The following is a 16,618-nucleotide window of genomic DNA, read 5'->3' as shown; positions in this document are numbered from 1 at the left end:
ACCAGAAAACGGGATGCATCTATGAATATTCAAAACACACTCTTGACCCCGATGAATGACCTGTCGGCCATTGGCCCCATTCAGGGCATCACCATCATCGTGCCGGACCGCAGCCATGTGGCCTTGGCCAGCGTCTTTCGCGACTTCTTCATCTCGCTTGATCAGTTCACCAACGCGGAAACACCGCGCGACCTGTCTGTCTATACGCTGGACAGCTGCCCGTCGCATGATCAGGCTTATTGGCGCAACCGCACCGTCGTATTCTGGGCCGATTTCCACGCCCGCTGGCAGTTGACCCAGAAACAGCTTGGCCGCGCGCACCAGCTTTTGCGGCTCAGCCGCCAATGCGTACTGGTGGGTGGCGGCGTGTTTGTCCTGTGCAAATCGGTATTCGCCAGCCGCACCGCCTTGGCCGTGCACTCCAACTTACGCTTCGTGGCCGAGGAAGAGGGACTGTTCTGCGCCGAAAATGGCGCGCCCTTTGCCATTGATGGCCGCATTTGCAGCGCCACCAGCATCTTCGCCGCCCTGCGCCTGTTCTTAAGGTTGCTCGAAGCCGAGATGGGCGGGTTTTCCGCCGCCACCTTCGGCGACTATGTTGGGCTTGAGGTCTCGGGCGAGCCGTTCCACGGTAAGCAAGAGCACATCATCAAACGCTATTCCGGCGGGGACCGGATCATTGGCGATTGTGTGGCAGTAATGCTGGAGCATCTGGAGAACACGCTATCGATCGTCCAGATCGCTCGGATCATGAATGTGTCGTCGCGCCAGTTGCAGCGCCGCTTTGCCACGCAGTTGGGGGTTAGCCCCCTGACGATCTATCGCAGCCTGCGGTTGGAGCGTGCCAGTCAACTGGTACAGCAGACCAGCTACTCCATGCACGAGATTGCAGCGGCCACCGGGTTCGGGACGCGCTCCAGCCTTGTGCGGTCGTTCAAGAAGCAATTTGGCATGTCGCCGACGGATGCACGCGCGAAGATGTTCTAAGGCTCAGGCCAACTCGGCGCAGGCCTTCACCAACTCAGCCACGCGCGCGGCATTGTCCTGTGCAATGGACCCGTCCGCGTGCTGGCGCGAGTTCTCAAACCCGATCCGGCATTTGCCGCCTGCCTGAACCGCGCGGACAAGGGCGGGGGTCTCGTTTTGGCCAAAGGCGCAGACGGCCCAGTCGGGCGTCAGGCCGGTTGAGGCCAGCCAGTTCAGAAACAGATCCAGCTCTTTCGGGTCGGATTCCTGTCCGACAGCATAGCGGCCCAGCACGAAGATCAGTTGCAAATCCGGAGAAGTCAGAAGCGCGTCATCCAACACGCGGGTCAGAAGTTCGGCATCCTCCACATCATAGAGGATATGTTGCACGGCAATGCCGCGCCGGTCGCAGTCGTTGTAAAACGCGCGCGTCACGTCGTGATCATCGCGGCATAGCTCACGCACAGAAGCCGAGACCATGTCCGCACCCGATTTCAGCGCGACATGTCGTTGATGGGCGGGGTCATACATCCCGACCGCCTCGGTCGTGATTTGCACCGGGAAGCCGGGCATCTCGGCCCGGAACAGTTTCAACGCCTGCGCATAGGCGTCGGCATCCAGAAGGTGCTTTCCATCCGCGTCTCGCAAATGCAGATGTAGCCCGTCCACGCCCAACGCCTGACAGGCCTGCGTGGTCTCCAATATCTCGGCCGGGGTCATTGGCAGGGCAGGGTGGTCGGCCTTGGTCAAGCGTGCCCCGTTCGGGGCAAGCATGATCTTGGGAAGGGATGTCACAGAACCTGCTCCAGCGATTTGGAGAGCTTGCCCACCAGTTCGTCAATCTGATCATCCGAGATGATGAAGGGCGGGGCCAGCAACACGTGATCCCCGGTCTGCCCGTCAATCGTGCCGCTCATTGGATAGCAGATCAGGCCGTTCTCGAACGCCTGTTTCTTCAGGCGGCCCGCGATACCACGGGACGGGTCAAAGGGCGCTTTGCTGTCGCGATCCGCCACGATTTCCAGCCCGCGAAACATGCCACGTCCGCGGATGTCACCGATATGAGGGTGCTGGCCGAATTCGGCGTGGAGTGCATCGTTCAGGCGCGTACCCATCTTGGCCGCTCGCGCGACCATGCCGCCTTCGGTCAGTTTGCGCACAACCGCATCTGCAGCGGCCGAGGCCACAGGGTGCCCGATATAGGTGTGCCCGTGTTGAAAGAACCCGCTGCCCTGTGCGATCGCGTCATAGATCGCACCTGTGCACAGCATTGCGCCGATGGGCTGATAGCCCGCGCCAAGTCCCTTGGCGATGGTGATGATGTCGGGTGATATTTCGTCTTGCTCGCAGGCGAACAGGGTGCCGGTACGGCCCATGCCGCACATGACCTCGTCAAGGATCAGAAGGACCCCGTATTGGTCACAGATTTCGCGGATGCGTTTGAAATAGCCTTTGACGGCGGGCACTGCCCCTGACGTCGCACCAACCACCGGTTCGGCAAGAAAGCCGATTACACTCTCGGGCCCGACGCGCAGGATCTCGTCTTCCAAGGCATTTGCGGCGCGCAGGCCGTATTCTTCTTCGGTCTCACCGTCTTGGCGCAGGCGGTATTCATAGCAGGGGTCGATATGGCTGGCCGACATCATCAGTGGGTCAAATGGCTCGCGCCGCCACATGTTGCCGCCGGTACCCAACGCTCCAAGCGTGTTGCCGTGGTAGCTTTGCTTGCGGGCAATGAAACGGGTGCGTTGGATCTGCCCGATTTCGATCATGTACTGGCGCGCCAGCTTCAGTGCCGCTTCCACAGCTTCCGAGCCGCCAGACACAAGATACACCCGTTCGATTCCCTCGGGCGCGTGCGCGATCAAACGGTCCGCGAGTGATTCTGCCGGTTCCGAGGTCAGGAATCCGGTATGGGCAAAGCTGAGTCTGTCGATCTGATCATGCATGGCCTGGGCCACGTCCGGGTCCGAATGACCAAGGCAAGACACCGCTGCACCACCCGACCCATCAAGGTACCTTTTTCCTTCAGAATCAATCAGGTAAATACCATCTCCGCGTGTTGCGACAGGTGGAGCTGATTTGCTGTGACGCGGGAAAATATGTGACATGGTGTCCCCTCGCATGTCCCGTTGATACTGTTGGCATTGAAACAAATAATGCTGGAATTGACAATATGTGAAACAAAAGGAACACTACCCCTTGTCCCAGCAGGGAGGCACCTGGACGTGAACGCAAGTGAGAGCTTCGAAAAGAGGCTGGCGGTGGCCTATAGTGATCTAAGCGGAGCTTTGCGTGCTGCGGCTGATTACCTTGTGGCCAATCCGCTGGATGCCGTGTCGCGTCCTTTGCGAACTGTGTCTTCGCAAAGCGGCGTTTCGCCAGCAACGTTCTCGCGGCTAGCACGTGCGTTGGATTATCCCAGCTTTGACGTTCTGCGCGACGAAATGCGCGATAAAATCGACCGCAAAGTGAACAACTTTGCTGATCGCGCGGGACAACTTCAGAGAGAGCATGGCGACGGAAAATCGGACTTCCTTGAAGCACACTTCACGGCCTGTCAGCACAACCTGAAGATGACATTATCGAATCTCGATCCGGATGCGATCGCCTCGGTGGCGGACGTCTTAGCGGACGCGCGAAAGGTATTGTTGCTGGGCGCGCTGGGATCGACGGGTGTCGTCGAATACCTTTCCTATATGGCTAATTTCTGTGCAGACAACTGGGTTCTGGCCAACCGGATGGGGGCTTCCCTAGGGGGAGCCTTGTCAGGACTCGATAAACGTGATGCACTACTTATCGTAACCAAGCCGCCGTTTGCCGCATCAGTGATCAAGGCTGCCAGGCTTGCGCGCGAGTTAGGGGTTTTCGTAGTTGTGATCACCGATACACATACCTGTCCTGCGTTGGAAAACGCATCGGCGAGCTTCGTTGTCTCGACCGATAGCCCTCAATTCTATTCGTCTTATGTGTCCACGATGTTTCTGCTGGAAACCATCGTTGGCATGGTCGTCGGCCGATCAGGTGCCGCCGCGCAGGATCGAATAGCAGAAGTCGAACTGCACAACCGGCAACTTGCCGAAGTGTGGACCGAATAATCAGAACATCAAACAAGGGAGAAATCTGATGTTTCAAGGATTCAAAATTGCATTTGCGGGGGTTGCTGCCACTGCTGTGCTAGTGCCTGCTGCATTTGCCGAGGAATTCATCACCATCGGTACCGGCGGTGTAACCGGTGTTTATTATCCGACCGGTGGTGCGATCTGTCGCCTGGTGAACAAGGGCCGTAAGGACCACGGCGTTCGTTGCTCGGTCGAGTCGACCGGTGGCTCGGTCTACAACATCAACACCATTCGCGAAGGCGAGCTGGAGTTTGGTGTGGCTCAGTCGGATTGGCAGTACCATGCCTTCAACGGCACTTCGAAGTTCGAAGACGCTGGCGCATTCCCAGGTCTGCGCGCAGTATTCTCGGTCCACCCCGAGCCCTTCACCGTCGTTGCACGTGCTGACAGCGGCATCAAAACCTTCGAAGACCTCAAAGGTAAGCGCGTAAACATCGGCAACCCGGGATCGGGTCAGCGCGGCACCATGGAAGTTCTGCTTGAAGCCATGGGCTGGACCACTGGTGATTTCGCTCTGGCAACCGAGCTGAAAGCCTCGGAACAGTCGGCTGCTCTGTGTGACAACCAGATCGACGCCATGGTTTACACCGTTGGTCACCCGTCGGGTTCGATCCAAGAAGCCACCACCGCGTGTGACTCGGTTCTGGTCGAAGTGTCGGGCGACGTCGTCAACAAGCTGGTTGAAGACAATGCGTTCTACCGTACCGCGGTTATCCCGGGCGGCATGTATCGCGGCAACGATGCAGACACCGCCACCTTCGGTGTGGGCGCGACCTTCGTAAGCTCGGACGCTGTATCGGACGAAGCTGTATACGCTGTTGTTTCGTCGGTGATGAACAACATCGAAGACTTCAAAGGCCTGCACCCTGCATTCGCCAACCTTGACCCCAAGGAAATGGCAACTGCTGGTCTGTCCGCTCCTCTGCACCCCGGTGCTGAGAAGTACTACAAAGAAGCTGGCATCATCGAGTGATCCGCTAGCGGAAAAAACCAATCGGGGGGCGGTACGTCGTCCCCCGGTTACATGACCCGGCGAAAGATCGGGCTAGGTTTGAGAATGAACAAGTGAGGTCGCTTTGGTGACCGAGGGAGATACCAAATGTCCACGAAAGAAGAACGCGCGCTAAGCGAAGAAGAGCTTCAAGAGCTCGTCGCCGCCAGCGACACGGGCGCCCGAAGCCCGCATGGTGCGGTGGGGCTGATGATTGCTGCCGTCGCGCTGATTTGGTCAATTTTTCAGGTTCTTCTGGCCTCGCCAGTGGCGCCATATGTACTGCCCGGAGATCTGATCAACAACTCACGCCAGTTCCATCTGGCATTTGCCATTTTCTTGTCCGCAATGGCCTATCCGTTGTTCAAGTCCAGCCCACGCGACTATATCCCGTGGTATGACTGGCTTCTCGGTGTGGGCGGCGCATTCTTGGCGCTTTACGGTTATTTCTTTTACGAAAAGATTGTCGCAAACGGTGGTCTGGCCGATCAATCTGACGCGTATTTCGCTCTGGCCGGTCTGACCTTCCTGTTCATCGCAGCCTACCGCACGCTTGGCCCCGTCATGGTGGCCCTTGCGATCGTATTCCTATTCTATGTCTTCTTCGGTTCGTCCGAAGTGGTGCCCGACCAGATCCGCTGGGCCGGTGCGTCGCTTCGCAAAGCAATGAGCCACATGTGGATCACGTCCGAGGGTGTCTTTGGCATCGCGCTGGGCGTATCGACCAAGTTTGTCTTCCTGTTCGTCCTGTTCGGTGCGCTTCTGGACCGCGCAGGAGCAGGTAACTATTTCATCAAGATGGCGTTTGGCGCCCTTGGTCACTTGCGTGGTGGCCCGGCGAAAGCGGCGGTTGTTGGCTCGGCTGCAACCGGCTTGATCTCGGGGTCGTCCATCGCCAACGTTGTGACCACTGGTACCTTCACCATCCCTCTGATGAAGCGCGTTGGCTTCTCGGCTGAAAAGGCTGGCTCGGTCGAGGTCGCCTCGTCCGTGAACGGTCAGATCATGCCACCCGTCATGGGCGCTGCTGCGTTCCTGATGGTGGAATATGTGGGCATTTCCTATGTCGAGGTCATCACCCACGCCTTCTTGCCCGCGATCATTTCCTACATCGCGCTGGTGTACATCGTGCACCTTGAGGCGGTGAAAAACAAAATGCCGACCATTGGCAACAAGGTCGTGTCGATGGGCAAAACCATCGGCGGGATGTTTGCCTTCTTCGCGGGCTTCGCGCTTCTGTGCTACGCCACGCAATACCCGGTGGGCTGGATTGTATCGCTGTTCCCGGAAGGCTCGGGCTGGATCCTGTCGATCCTGCTGTTCGTGATCTACGTGGCCCTGATCTATCTGGCTGCACAGGTTCCTGACCTGGAACCCGATGATCCCAACGCCGAAGTGGTTGAGCTTCCGGACGTGGCCAAGATCTACAAGTCGGGTCTGTACTATCTGATGCCGATCATCGTTCTGGTTTACTTCCTGATGATCGAGCGGAAATCGCCCGGCCTGTCGGCCTTCTGGGCAACCTTCCTTCTGTTCGGCATTCTTCTGACGCAGAAATCGCTGAAGGCGTTCTTCCGCGGGGAAACGAACCCTGTTGGGCGTCTGCGTGACGGTGTCATGGACTTGATCGAGGGTATGATCGACGGCGCGCGCAACATGATCGGGATCGGTCTGGCGACGGCTACGGCGGGTATCATCGTCGGTACCGTGTCGCTGACAGGTATTGGTCAGGTGATGGCCGATTTCGTCGAGTTCCTGTCCGGCGGCAATCTGATCCTGATGTTGGTCTTCGTGGCGATCCTGTCGCTGATCCTTGGGATGGGCCTGCCGACCACGGCGAACTATATCGTTGTGTCCTCGCTGATGGTGGGCGTTGTTGTTGAACTGGGCGCGCAGTCCGGCCTTGTTGTGCCGCTGATCGCTGTTCACCTCTTCGTCTTCTATTTCGGGATCATGGCGGACGTGACGCCCCCGGTAGGGCTGGCAAGTTTCGCGGCGGCGGCTGTCTCGGGTGGCGACGCCATCCGTACCGGTTTCACCGCGTTCTTCTATAGCTTGCGCACCGTGGCCCTGCCGTTCGTCTTCATCTTCAACACGGATCTTCTGTTGATTGATGTGACGGTCACACAAGGGATTATCGTCTTCATTGTGGCGACCATCGGTATCCTTGTGTTCACCGCCGGTACGATGGGCTTCTTCCTGACGAAATCGCGCATCTGGGAAACCGTAGCTCTGCTGCTGATTGCCTTCGCGCTGTTCCGCCCGGGCTTCTTCATGAACCAGATCCAGCCTCCGTTCACGCAGATCGCGCCTGCTCAGATCGAGCAAGCGATTGGGGACGCCAATCCCGGAGATCCGCTGCGGGTTGTGATCTCGGGGCCAGACTTTGACACGCTCGAGGTCAAGGACCTGACCGTGGTTCTGAACGTCCCCGAAGCTGATGGGGGGGCAGCACGCCTCGACGCATCAGGCATCGCATTGATGCCAGAAGGGGACGTGATGCGGATTGACGAACCCATGTTCGGTACGCCGCTGGCTGACAAGCTGTCGACCTTCGATTTCTACGGGGATGACCCGGTTCAGATCTCGGCGGTTCAGGCCCCGTCGAACCAATTGCCCAAAGAGCTGATCTTCATCCCGGCACTGTTGCTGCTTGGCCTTGTGGCCTTCTTGCAGTCGCGCCGCGCCAAGGAAGAAGAGATCATGGAAGGAGAAACGGTATGACCAAGACCATTCTTTGCGCCGTCGACATCAACCGCGTTGATGACGAAAACGCCGTTCTGAAAACGGCAGCCGAGCTTGCAGAGCTTCATGATGCACAGCTTGACGTAATCACCGTCGTGCCGGATTTCGGCATGTCGGTGGTCGGGGCCTACTTTCAGGACCACCACGTCAAATCGGCACAGAATGACGCCAGCGACATTCTGAAATCCATGACGAAGAAGGGGCTGGGTGCCGAAGCTGACAGCAAAGTCCGCCACATCGTCGCGATGGGGTCTGTCTATGAAGAGGTGCTGCGCGCAGCCGAGCTTGGCAAGGCGGATCTGATCGTGCTTGGGGCGCATCGTCCAGACCTGAAAGACTATCTGCTGGGTCCGAACGCGGCACGGGTTGTGCGCCATTCGAATTGCTCAGTCTACGTGGTTCGCAGTTAATACGACGACTTTATGAAGCTTCATACGGGCGTGGTGCAAGCCACGCCCGTATTTTGTTGGGCTTCCCCTTGGTCGGCGGTGCTTTTACAAAGACTAGGAAGCTTCCGGGCCAAACAGGGACAACGTGACATCCATGCGCTTTCGGCAAGACATGCAAAGCACTGTTCATCTTCCGCAACAGGACGTACCCGCGCAGGCGATGTATGCGGCGCGCGCTGTGGATCTTTTGAAGGATGGGTTGCGCAACGGAGCCAGTATCCGCGCGCGTCAAACGACGGCGGATCCGATCGAGGTGTGGCATGACGATAACGGACAGCAGGTGCTGCAATGCCAAAGCTCTGGCTCTAGCGGCGCGCCCAAGACCATCCAGCGCAGCCCGGAAAGCTGGATCGCGAGTTTCGAGATAACCCGCCGCCAGTTTGGCGCCGGGGCAGACACCCCCTATGCCGTACTGGGCGACCCGGGACATTCGCTGGTGCTGTTTGCCATTTTGGAAGCGTTTCATCTGGGCGCGAACCTATCGGTGTTGAGCGGCCTGTCGCCGCGCGCTCAGCTTCAGGGGCTGTCGCAAGGCTGCGTGCAGGTGCTTTACGCCACCCCCGCACAGCTGCGGCTGCTATTGAAGGCAAATCCAGCACCGCTGACTGAGATGCGGTTGGTGTTTTCGGGCGGTGGTAAGTTGGACCCTGAGACGGCCAAAGCTTCCTCTAAGCTGTTTCCAAATGCACAATTGCACGAGTTCTTCGGTGCGTCTGAGACGAGCTTCATGGCGATTGCGCCTGTGGATGCGCCTATTGCCTCGGTCGGGCGCGCCTATCCTGGGGTGCAGATCGAGCTGCGGGGCAGAGACGACCAGGCGGTTGGACAAGGCCCGGGCGAGCTTTGGGTGAAAAGCCCCTATGTGTTCGAACGCTATGTAGAAGGCGACAGCCCGGATACTCGCTGGAAAGACGGGTTCCTGACCGTGGGCGAAATGGCGCGGATTGACGATGACGGCTTTCTTTATCTTCTCGGGCGCAAGTCACGTATGGTTACCGTGGCGGACCACAATGTCTTTCCCGAAGCGGTCGAAGCCGAGATCAAACAGGCCGTCAACGGCGCGCGCTGTGCGGTAGTTCCGGTGCCGGATGCCGCACGAGGGCACGTGTTGGCTGCCGTGGTCGAATGCGCGGCGTGCGACGATGTGGCTGGAACCATCAAGGACCGTTGCCGTGACGCTCTCGGTGTACCGTCTATGCCGCGTCAGATACTGTTCGTGGACGCTCTGCCCATGTTGCCTGCCGGAAAGCCGGACCTGAAAAAGCTGGAACAAATTGTGCGGGGGCAGGGATGAGCCCGGTCTGGATCATAGCCGCCCGCCGAACAGCGGTCGTCCCACGGGGCGGGGTATTTGCTTCGCTGGATATTCACGACCTCGCCGCGCCTGTGATCCGTGATCTGCTGGATCAGGCGGGGGTAGCACCCGACCAGGTCGGCGAGTTGATTTTGGCCAACGCTCTGGGTGCCGGTGGCAACCCCGCAAGAGTTGCTGCACTGGCCGCAGGTCTACCGGAAACCGTTGGTGGATTGACCATCGATCGCCAGTGCTGCGGCGGGCTGGATGCCGTGATGTTGGCACAGGCCATGGTCTTGTCTGGCCAGCATGATGTGGTGATCGCGGGCGGGGCGGAAAGCTATTCTCGCCGCCCATTAAGATACCGGACCTTCGCGGATGGGCGAGACCCAGAGCCCTATGAACAAGCCCGATTTACCCCGTGGGCTGAACGCGACCCTGATATGGCCGATGCGGCCGAAGCTTTGGCGCAGAAGCTGGGGATCACCCGGCAAACGCAGGATCACTGGGCGGTGGCAAGCCATCAGGCTGCCATGGCGGGCGAGCAAAGCGACCAAATTGTTTCCGTCGCGGGGCAGGATGCTGACGCATTCACTCGAAAGCTTACCCCGCGCCTTTGCGCGCGTGCGCCGGTGGTGTCAGGCACCGTGACGGCGGCCAATATGGCTGTGGCTGCGGATGGGGCAGCATTCGTTCTGGTGGTGTCTGATCGCATGGCGCGGACGCTTTCAGCTCCGAAAATCCGGGTCGATGCCGGCTCAAGCCTCGGCGGAACTCCCGATCTGCCCGGCGTTGCCCCCGTCGCTGCAATCAATGCGGCGCTGGAGCGGGCAGGGCGAACGCCTGACGGCTTGACCTCCGCCGAGATCATGGAAGCTTTCGCCGTTCAGGCGATTGCCTGTCAGGAAGGGGCGGGCCTGCCGCGCGATATCGTCAATCCAAATGGCGGTGCACTTGCGCGCGGGCACCCCATCGGAGCATCCGGCGCGATTTTGGCGGTGGGGCTGTATCACGAGCTTCTGCGCACGGGCGGGGCTGGTGTGGCCGCAATTGCTGCAGCAGGCGGGTTGGGCAGCGCTTTGGTTTTGTCAGCGCCCTAGTCGTCGAACCCGCGAAAGCTGGTGAATACGTCCAATGCATCGCGTTCAGTACGGAACTGGTTCACGGGCGCGGCTTCGTCCTTCTTGCCCACGGCAATTCCACAGACGACCAACTCGTCCTCGGGCAAGTTCAGGTGATCATGTGCCACATGGGCATAATTGGCCAACGCGCCGATGCCAGTCGCACCGTATCCCAGATCCTCAGCCGCAAGCAGGAACGTCATAAGGGTCATGCCCAGATCCATGAAGCATCCCTTGCCCATGCGTCGGTCAATGGTGACCACCACACCCACAGGAGCGTCAAAGAAGACATAGTTGCGCGCAAATTGCGCACGGCGCCCCGCCACATCACGCTTTGCAATCCCTAGCGCCTGATAAAGCGCGTATCCGGCGGCACGCTGCCGGGCCTTCAGGTCAGCAGGCATCGGAGTTGGGAAATAGGAATACTCGCTGACGGGCGGTTCGTTGCGATCCAACGCGTCATGTAGGGCGCTGGTCAGTCCGTCCAGCGCTTGACCGGTCAGAACATGGAACTTCCCGGGCTGCAAGTTGGCCCCGCTAGGCGCTTTTCGCGCTGCCTGACAGATCTTTTCCAGATCAGATTTGGGTACGGGATCCTTGGTGAAGGCGCGCACGGAATGGCGTTGGGACAAGAGGTCATGAAACGGGCTTTGCATGCTTTCGGATGTGCCTTGCATGGCCGTGGACTGTCAAGCGTGGGGTGAATCGCCTGAGGTCACTTCACACCTACCCATATTTCTAAACATTCGGCGGTTTTCCCACTGAAGCCTAAAGTTTACGCAATACGAGAGGGCCGAATTGACCTAGGGGCATGTCGCGACTTTACATTTTTTGGATGGAAGGATTTACTATAAAATTTATAATTAACAATAGGATGTATGGTTGGATTTGTAATAAATTACAGATCGTGAGGTGCTAGTTAAACAAATTTACACAAAATCTGTTGTTTAGATGTGATTAATCCTCCAGTTTTCAAGGCAAGTTTGGGAATAAACCAATTTGGTGATGTCCCAGCCCACGCGCACCGGTCGCGTTTGGAGGAAAATCTGGGAGGAAACTGAATGTCGTCGCAAGCTACGGCTGATAAGACCTATGCTCCGTCTGAGGAGTTTGTCTCGAATGCACATATTGATGCCGCGAAATACCAAGAGATGTACGCCGCATCTGTAAATGACCCTGATGCATTCTGGGCCGAGCAAATGACGCGTCTGACATGGACAAAGACGCCGACCAAAATCAAGAACACCACTTTTGCGCACCCCGATGTGTCGATCAAATGGTTTGAAGATGGCGAACTGAACGTCTCGGCCAACTGTATCGACCGCCACCTCGAGACCCGTGGTGACCAGGTCGCAATCATCTGGGAATCGGACGATCCGAACCTCGATAAGAAGATCACGTATAATGAGCTGCACGAGAATGTCTCGAAGCTGGCTAACGTGATGAAGGGCATGGGCGTCGGAAAAGGCGACCGCGTCATTCTTTATCTTCCGATGATCCCGGAAGCATCTTATGCGATGCTGGCTTGTGCCCGCATCGGCGCCATCCACTCGATCGTATTCGCGGGCTTCTCGCCCGAGGCATTGGCTGCCCGTGTTGAGGGCTGTGGCGCCTCGCTGGTGATCACTGCTGACGAAGCCCCCCGTGGTGGACGTAACACCCCGCTGAAAACCAACGTTGATGCCGCTCTGGCCCACGGCGATCTGGGTTCGACCCCGGTTCTGGTGGTCGAGCGCACTGGCGGCGACGTGCCGATGGTGGATGGTCGTGACCATTCGTACACCGCACTGATGGCAAACGCGTCGGCAGATTGCCCGCCCGAAGCCATGAATGCTGAAGACCCGCTGTTCATCCTGTACACGTCGGGTTCGACCGGCCAGCCGAAGGGCGTACAGCACTGCACCGGCGGCTATCTGCTGTGGGCCGCTATGACCCACGAGTACGTGTTCGACTATCATGAAGGCGACATCTACTGGTGTACCGCTGACGTGGGTTGGGTTACTGGCCACAGCTACATCGTCTATGGCCCGCTGGCCAATGGTGCGACCACAGTGATGTTCGAAGGCGTTCCGACCTATCCGGATGCAGGCCGTTTCTGGGCCGTGTGCGAAAAGCACAAGGTAAACCAGTTCTACACTGCGCCGACCGCGATCCGTGCCCTGATGGCACGCGGCGAAGAATTCGTGACCAAGTATGATCTGAGCGACCTGAAGGTGCTGGGCACCGTGGGCGAGCCGATCAACCCGGAAGCCTGGAACTGGTACAACGACATTGTCGGCAAAGGAAATTGCCCCATCGTTGACACCTGGTGGCAGACTGAAACCGGTGGTCACCTGCTGACCCCGCTGCCCGGCGCAACTGCGACCAAACCTGGTTCGGCCACCACTCCGTTCTTCGGTGTGCAGCCTGTGATCCTCGAGCCGACCTCTGGCGAAGAGATCCACGAGACTGAAGCCGAAGGCGTTCTGTGCATGAAAGACAGCTGGCCTGGCCAGATGCGCACCGTCTATGGCGATCATGACCGTTTCGTGTCGACCTATTTCGCCGATTACAAAGGCTACTACTTCACTGGTGACGGCTGCCGCCGCGACGCGGATGGCTACTATTGGATCACCGGTCGTGTGGACGACGTGATCAACGTATCGGGTCACCGCATGGGTACCGCCGAGGTGGAAAGCGCTCTGGTTGCTCACGCCAAGGTTTCCGAGGCTGCCGTTGTTGGCTTCCCGCACGACATCAAGGGTCAGGGCATCTATTGCTACGTCACCCTGATGGACGGTGAAGAGTATACCGACGAGCTGAAGGTCGAGCTGCGCAACTGGGTCCGTCAGGAAATCGGCCCGATCGCCAGCCCTGATCACATCCAGTGGGCCCCGGGCCTGCCGAAGACCCGTTCGGGCAAGATCATGCGCCGCATTCTGCGCAAGATCGCCGAGGACGATTTCGGTTCGCTGGGTGACACCTCGACGCTGGCCGATCCGTCGGTCGTCGACGATCTGATCGACAACCGCATGACTAAGGCGGGTGCATAATGGACGGAGCGACAACGACCGCCGCGCCTGTTCTGATCCTTCTCGGCCCTCCGGGCGCCGGGAAGGGCACTCAGGCCCGGATGCTGGAAGACAAGTTCGGACTTGTTCAGCTTTCGACCGGAGATCTTTTGCGCGCAGCTGTAGCAGCAGGGACCGAAGCGGGCCTTGCTGCAAAAGCCGTTATGGAAGCTGGTGAACTGGTCTCGGACGAGATCGTCATCAACATCCTGCGCGACCGTCTGCAAGACGCCGATTGCGCCAAGGGCGTGATCCTTGACGGATTCCCCCGCACCACCGTTCAGGCCGAGGCGCTGGACGCCCTGCTGGCGGAAAGCGGTCAGAAGATTAACGCAGCCATCAGCCTAGAGGTCGATGACGCTGCAATGGTGACCCGTATTTCGGGCCGTTACACATGTGGCGGTTGCGGTGAAGGGTACCACGACGAGTTTAAGCAGCCCGCCAAAGATGGCGTCTGCGACAAATGCGGCGGCACGGACATGAAACGCCGGGCCGACGATAACGCCGAAACCGTGGGAAGCCGCCTTGTGGCCTACCACGCACAAACGGCACCGCTCATTGCCTACTACGGGGGCAAGGGCAGCTTGCAGAAGGTCGATGCCATGAAGGCTATCGATACCATTGCAGGTGACCTTAATGAGATCGTTCAGGAAGCGGTCGCATAAGAAAGGGAAGGGCGGGGCTGCATGCGCAACCCCGTTGGAGGAACTTCAGAGGGAGGAGGCTTCATGGCCGATAACTCACAAAACGACGCCTATTGGTCCGCCAATTTGCGCATCATTAAGATCAGCCTAGTGATTTGGGCGATCGTTTCATTTGGATTCGGCATTCTGCTGCGCCCGATGCTGTCTGGCATCGCCGTAGGCGGAACCGATCTTGGTTTCTGGTTCGCTCAGCAGGGGTCGATCATTGTCTTCTTGATTTTGATCTTCAACTACGCGATCCGCATGAACAAACTCGACCGTGACCACGGCGTAGACGAAGAATAAAGGGGCCAGAAACAGATGGATCAGTTTACGATCAACCTGCTGTTTGTGGGTGCGAGCTTCGCACTTTACATCGGCATCGCAATCTGGGCCCGCGCGGGCTCGACATCAGAATTCTACGCCGCTGGGCGTGGTGTTCACCCGGTCACCAACGGTATGGCGACGGCTGCTGACTGGATGTCGGCTGCATCGTTCATTTCGATGGCTGGCCTTATCGCCTTTACCGGTTACGACAACTCGTCGTTCCTGATGGGCTGGACCGGCGGCTACGTGCTGCTGGCACTGCTGCTTGCGCCTTACCTGCGTAAGTTCGGCAAGTTCACCGTGTCGGAATTCATTGGTGATCGCTTCTACTCGCAGACTGCCCGTATCGTGGCTGTTGTCTGCTTGATCGTGGCCTCGACCACCTACGTTATCGGTCAGATGACCGGCGTTGGTGTTGCGTTTGGTCGCTTCTTGGAAGTGGACAACACAACCGGTCTGTTCATCGGTGCTGCTGTTGTATTCGCCTACGCCGTTTTCGGCGGCATGAAGGGTGTTACCTACACGCAGGTTGCTCAGTACTGCGTACTGATCACTGCTTACACCATTCCGGCGATCTTTATCTCGCTGCAGCTGACTGGCAACCCGATCCCGGCCCTGGGCCTGTTCGGCGAGCACGCAGCTTCGGGCGAGCCTCTGCTGGCGAAACTGGACGCAATCGTGACCGAACTTGGCTTCAACGAGTATACTGCTCACCACGCCGACACGTTCAACATGGTTCTGTTCACCCTGTCGCTGATGATCGGTACCGCTGGTCTGCCGCACGTGATCATGCGCTTCTTCACCGTGCCTAAAGTATCGGACGCCCGTTGGTCGGCCGGTTGGACCCTGGTGTTCATCGCTCTGCTGTACCTGACCGCTCCTGCTGTTGGTGCAATGGCACGCCTGAACATCTCGGAAATGATGTGGCCGAACGGTGGCGTCAATGGTGAAGCTGTGACTGTTCAGCAGATCGAGACCGAAGATCGTTACGACTGGATGAAGACGTGGCAGAAAACTGGTCTTCTGAACTGGGAAGACAAGAACGGCGACGGCAAGATCCAGTACTACAACGACAAGTCTGAAGCTATGCAAGCAATGGCCGCTGAAAAAGGCTGGACCGGTAACGAGCTGACCAAGTTCAACCGCGACATCCTGGTTCTGGCTAACCCCGAAATCGCCAACCTGCCGGGTTGGGTTATCGGTCTGGTTGCTGCTGGTGGTCTTGCCGCTGCGCTGTCAACCGCTGCTGGTCTGCTTCTGGCGATCTCGTCGGCTGTATCGCACGACCTTATCAAAGGTGCGATCAACCCGAGCATTTCGGAAAAAGGCGAACTTCTGTCGGCACGTGTGGCGATGGCAGTGGCAATTGTTGTAGCTACCTATCTGGGTCTCAACCCTCCGGGCTTCGCAGCACAAACCGTGGCACTTGCCTTCGGTCTGGCCGCCGCGTCGATCTTCCCGGCTCTGATGATGGGTATCTTCTCGACCAAAGTGAACAACACCGGTGCTGTTGCAGGCATGATCGCGGGTATCTCGGTTACCCTGATCTACATCTTCCTGCACAAAGGCTGGTTGTTCATCCCGGGCACCAACAGCTTCACCGATGCTGATCCGCTTCTGGGTACCATCAAGTCGACCTCGTTCGGCGCGATTGGTGCAGCGATCAACTTCGCGGTTGCTTACACCGTGTCGGGTATGACCAAGCCGCTTCCGGCTGAGATCAAAGAGATGATTGAATCGGTTCGCGTTCCGCGCGGTGCTGGTGCAGCTCAGAACAAATAAAAAGTTTGGGCGGGTGGCCCTCTGCGGCGACCCGCCCCCTTTTAAATTTGTCCCGTCCGGTGTCATATCGGGCGGGACTAACTTTTGA

14 protein-coding genes are annotated in these 16,618 nt (G+C 58.3%); 11 read left to right on the top strand and 3 right to left on the bottom strand.

What is annotated here, in order from left to right:
- Positions 1 to 21 precede the first annotated feature (21 nt).
- On the top strand, positions 22 to 987 hold the full coding sequence (locus ACP15F_RS10265) for a helix-turn-helix domain-containing protein (RefSeq protein WP_424940698.1): 966 nt from the start codon (positions 22 to 24) through the stop codon (positions 985 to 987).
- 3 nt (positions 988 to 990) lie between these two features.
- On the opposite strand, the gene ACP15F_RS10260 is transcribed toward ACP15F_RS10265, so the two are convergent.
- Together ACP15F_RS10260 and ACP15F_RS10255 are read right to left on the bottom strand one after the other, a co-directional pair.
- Positions 991 to 1,761, bottom strand: a complete 771-nt coding sequence (locus ACP15F_RS10260) for a 3-keto-5-aminohexanoate cleavage protein (RefSeq protein ID WP_424940697.1) — start codon at positions 1,759 to 1,761, stop codon at positions 991 to 993.
- Positions 1,758 to 3,077: an aspartate aminotransferase family protein gene (locus ACP15F_RS10255; RefSeq protein ID WP_424940696.1), complete on the bottom strand. Its 1,320-nt coding sequence runs from the start codon at positions 3,075 to 3,077 to the stop codon at positions 1,758 to 1,760. Before ACP15F_RS10255 ends, ACP15F_RS10260 begins: the two co-directional genes overlap by 4 nt.
- 117 nt (positions 3,078 to 3,194) lie before the next feature.
- Here ACP15F_RS10255 and ACP15F_RS10250 point away from each other — a divergent pair, with 117 nt between their 5' ends.
- From ACP15F_RS10250 to ACP15F_RS10225, 6 genes are all read left to right on the top strand, one after another.
- Positions 3,195 to 4,064, top strand: coding sequence for a MurR/RpiR family transcriptional regulator (locus ACP15F_RS10250; protein WP_424940695.1), 870 nt, complete (start codon positions 3,195 to 3,197; stop codon positions 4,062 to 4,064).
- Positions 4,065 to 4,092: 28 nt separating this feature from the next.
- A complete protein-coding gene (locus tag ACP15F_RS10245; RefSeq protein ID WP_424940694.1) occupies positions 4,093 to 5,061 on the top strand; it encodes a TAXI family TRAP transporter solute-binding subunit in 969 nt (322 codons plus the stop codon).
- Positions 5,062 to 5,187: 126 nt separating this feature from the next.
- Positions 5,188 to 7,803 carry a TRAP transporter permease gene (locus ACP15F_RS10240; RefSeq protein WP_424940693.1) on the top strand — a complete coding sequence of 872 codons (2,616 nt, stop codon included), beginning with the start codon at positions 5,188 to 5,190 and terminating at the stop codon, positions 7,801 to 7,803.
- Complete coding sequence (locus ACP15F_RS10235) at positions 7,800 to 8,234, top strand: universal stress protein (RefSeq protein ID WP_424940692.1); 435 nt, start codon at positions 7,800 to 7,802, stop codon at positions 8,232 to 8,234. Before ACP15F_RS10240 ends, ACP15F_RS10235 begins: the two co-directional genes overlap by 4 nt.
- A 133-nt stretch (positions 8,235 to 8,367) precedes the next feature.
- Positions 8,368 to 9,567, top strand: coding sequence for an AMP-binding protein (locus tag ACP15F_RS10230; protein WP_424940691.1), 1,200 nt, complete (start codon positions 8,368 to 8,370; stop codon positions 9,565 to 9,567).
- Complete coding sequence (locus ACP15F_RS10225) at positions 9,564 to 10,667, top strand: thiolase family protein (protein ID WP_424940690.1); 1,104 nt, start codon at positions 9,564 to 9,566, stop codon at positions 10,665 to 10,667. The genes ACP15F_RS10230 and ACP15F_RS10225 overlap by 4 nt, the downstream gene beginning before the upstream one ends.
- On the opposite strand, the gene ACP15F_RS10220 is transcribed toward ACP15F_RS10225, so the two are convergent.
- Entirely contained in the window at positions 10,664 to 11,344 is a 681-nt protein-coding gene (locus ACP15F_RS10220; protein WP_424940689.1) for a nitroreductase, read from the bottom strand. The two genes, ACP15F_RS10225 and ACP15F_RS10220, sit on opposite strands and share 4 nt — an antisense overlap.
- Positions 11,345 to 11,749: 405 nt before the next feature.
- Between ACP15F_RS10220 and acs the strand changes: the two genes are divergently transcribed.
- The 4 genes from acs (at position 11,750) to ACP15F_RS10200 (ending at position 16,530) form a co-directional block, all read left to right on the top strand.
- Entirely contained in the window at positions 11,750 to 13,720 is a 1,971-nt protein-coding gene (gene acs, locus ACP15F_RS10215) for an acetate--CoA ligase (RefSeq protein ID WP_424940688.1), read from the top strand.
- Positions 13,720 to 14,403: an adenylate kinase gene (locus ACP15F_RS10210; protein WP_247093693.1), complete on the top strand. Its 684-nt coding sequence runs from the start codon at positions 13,720 to 13,722 to the stop codon at positions 14,401 to 14,403. Before acs ends, ACP15F_RS10210 begins: the two co-directional genes overlap by 1 nt.
- Positions 14,404 to 14,466: 63 nt before the next feature.
- Complete coding sequence (locus tag ACP15F_RS10205) at positions 14,467 to 14,727, top strand: DUF4212 domain-containing protein (protein ID WP_424940687.1); 261 nt, start codon at positions 14,467 to 14,469, stop codon at positions 14,725 to 14,727.
- Between the two features lie 15 nt (positions 14,728 to 14,742).
- On the top strand, positions 14,743 to 16,530 hold the full coding sequence (locus ACP15F_RS10200) for a sodium:solute symporter family protein (protein ID WP_424940686.1): 1,788 nt from the start codon (positions 14,743 to 14,745) through the stop codon (positions 16,528 to 16,530).
- The last annotated feature ends 88 nt before the right edge of the window (positions 16,531 to 16,618 follow it).

It is taken from the genome of Aliiroseovarius sp. S253, assembly GCF_049800855.1.
Taxonomy (GTDB): domain Bacteria; phylum Pseudomonadota; class Alphaproteobacteria; order Rhodobacterales; family Rhodobacteraceae; genus Aliiroseovarius.
Note: the sequence above shows the minus strand (reverse complement) of the source record. Positions and strands in the feature narration are given on the sequence as shown.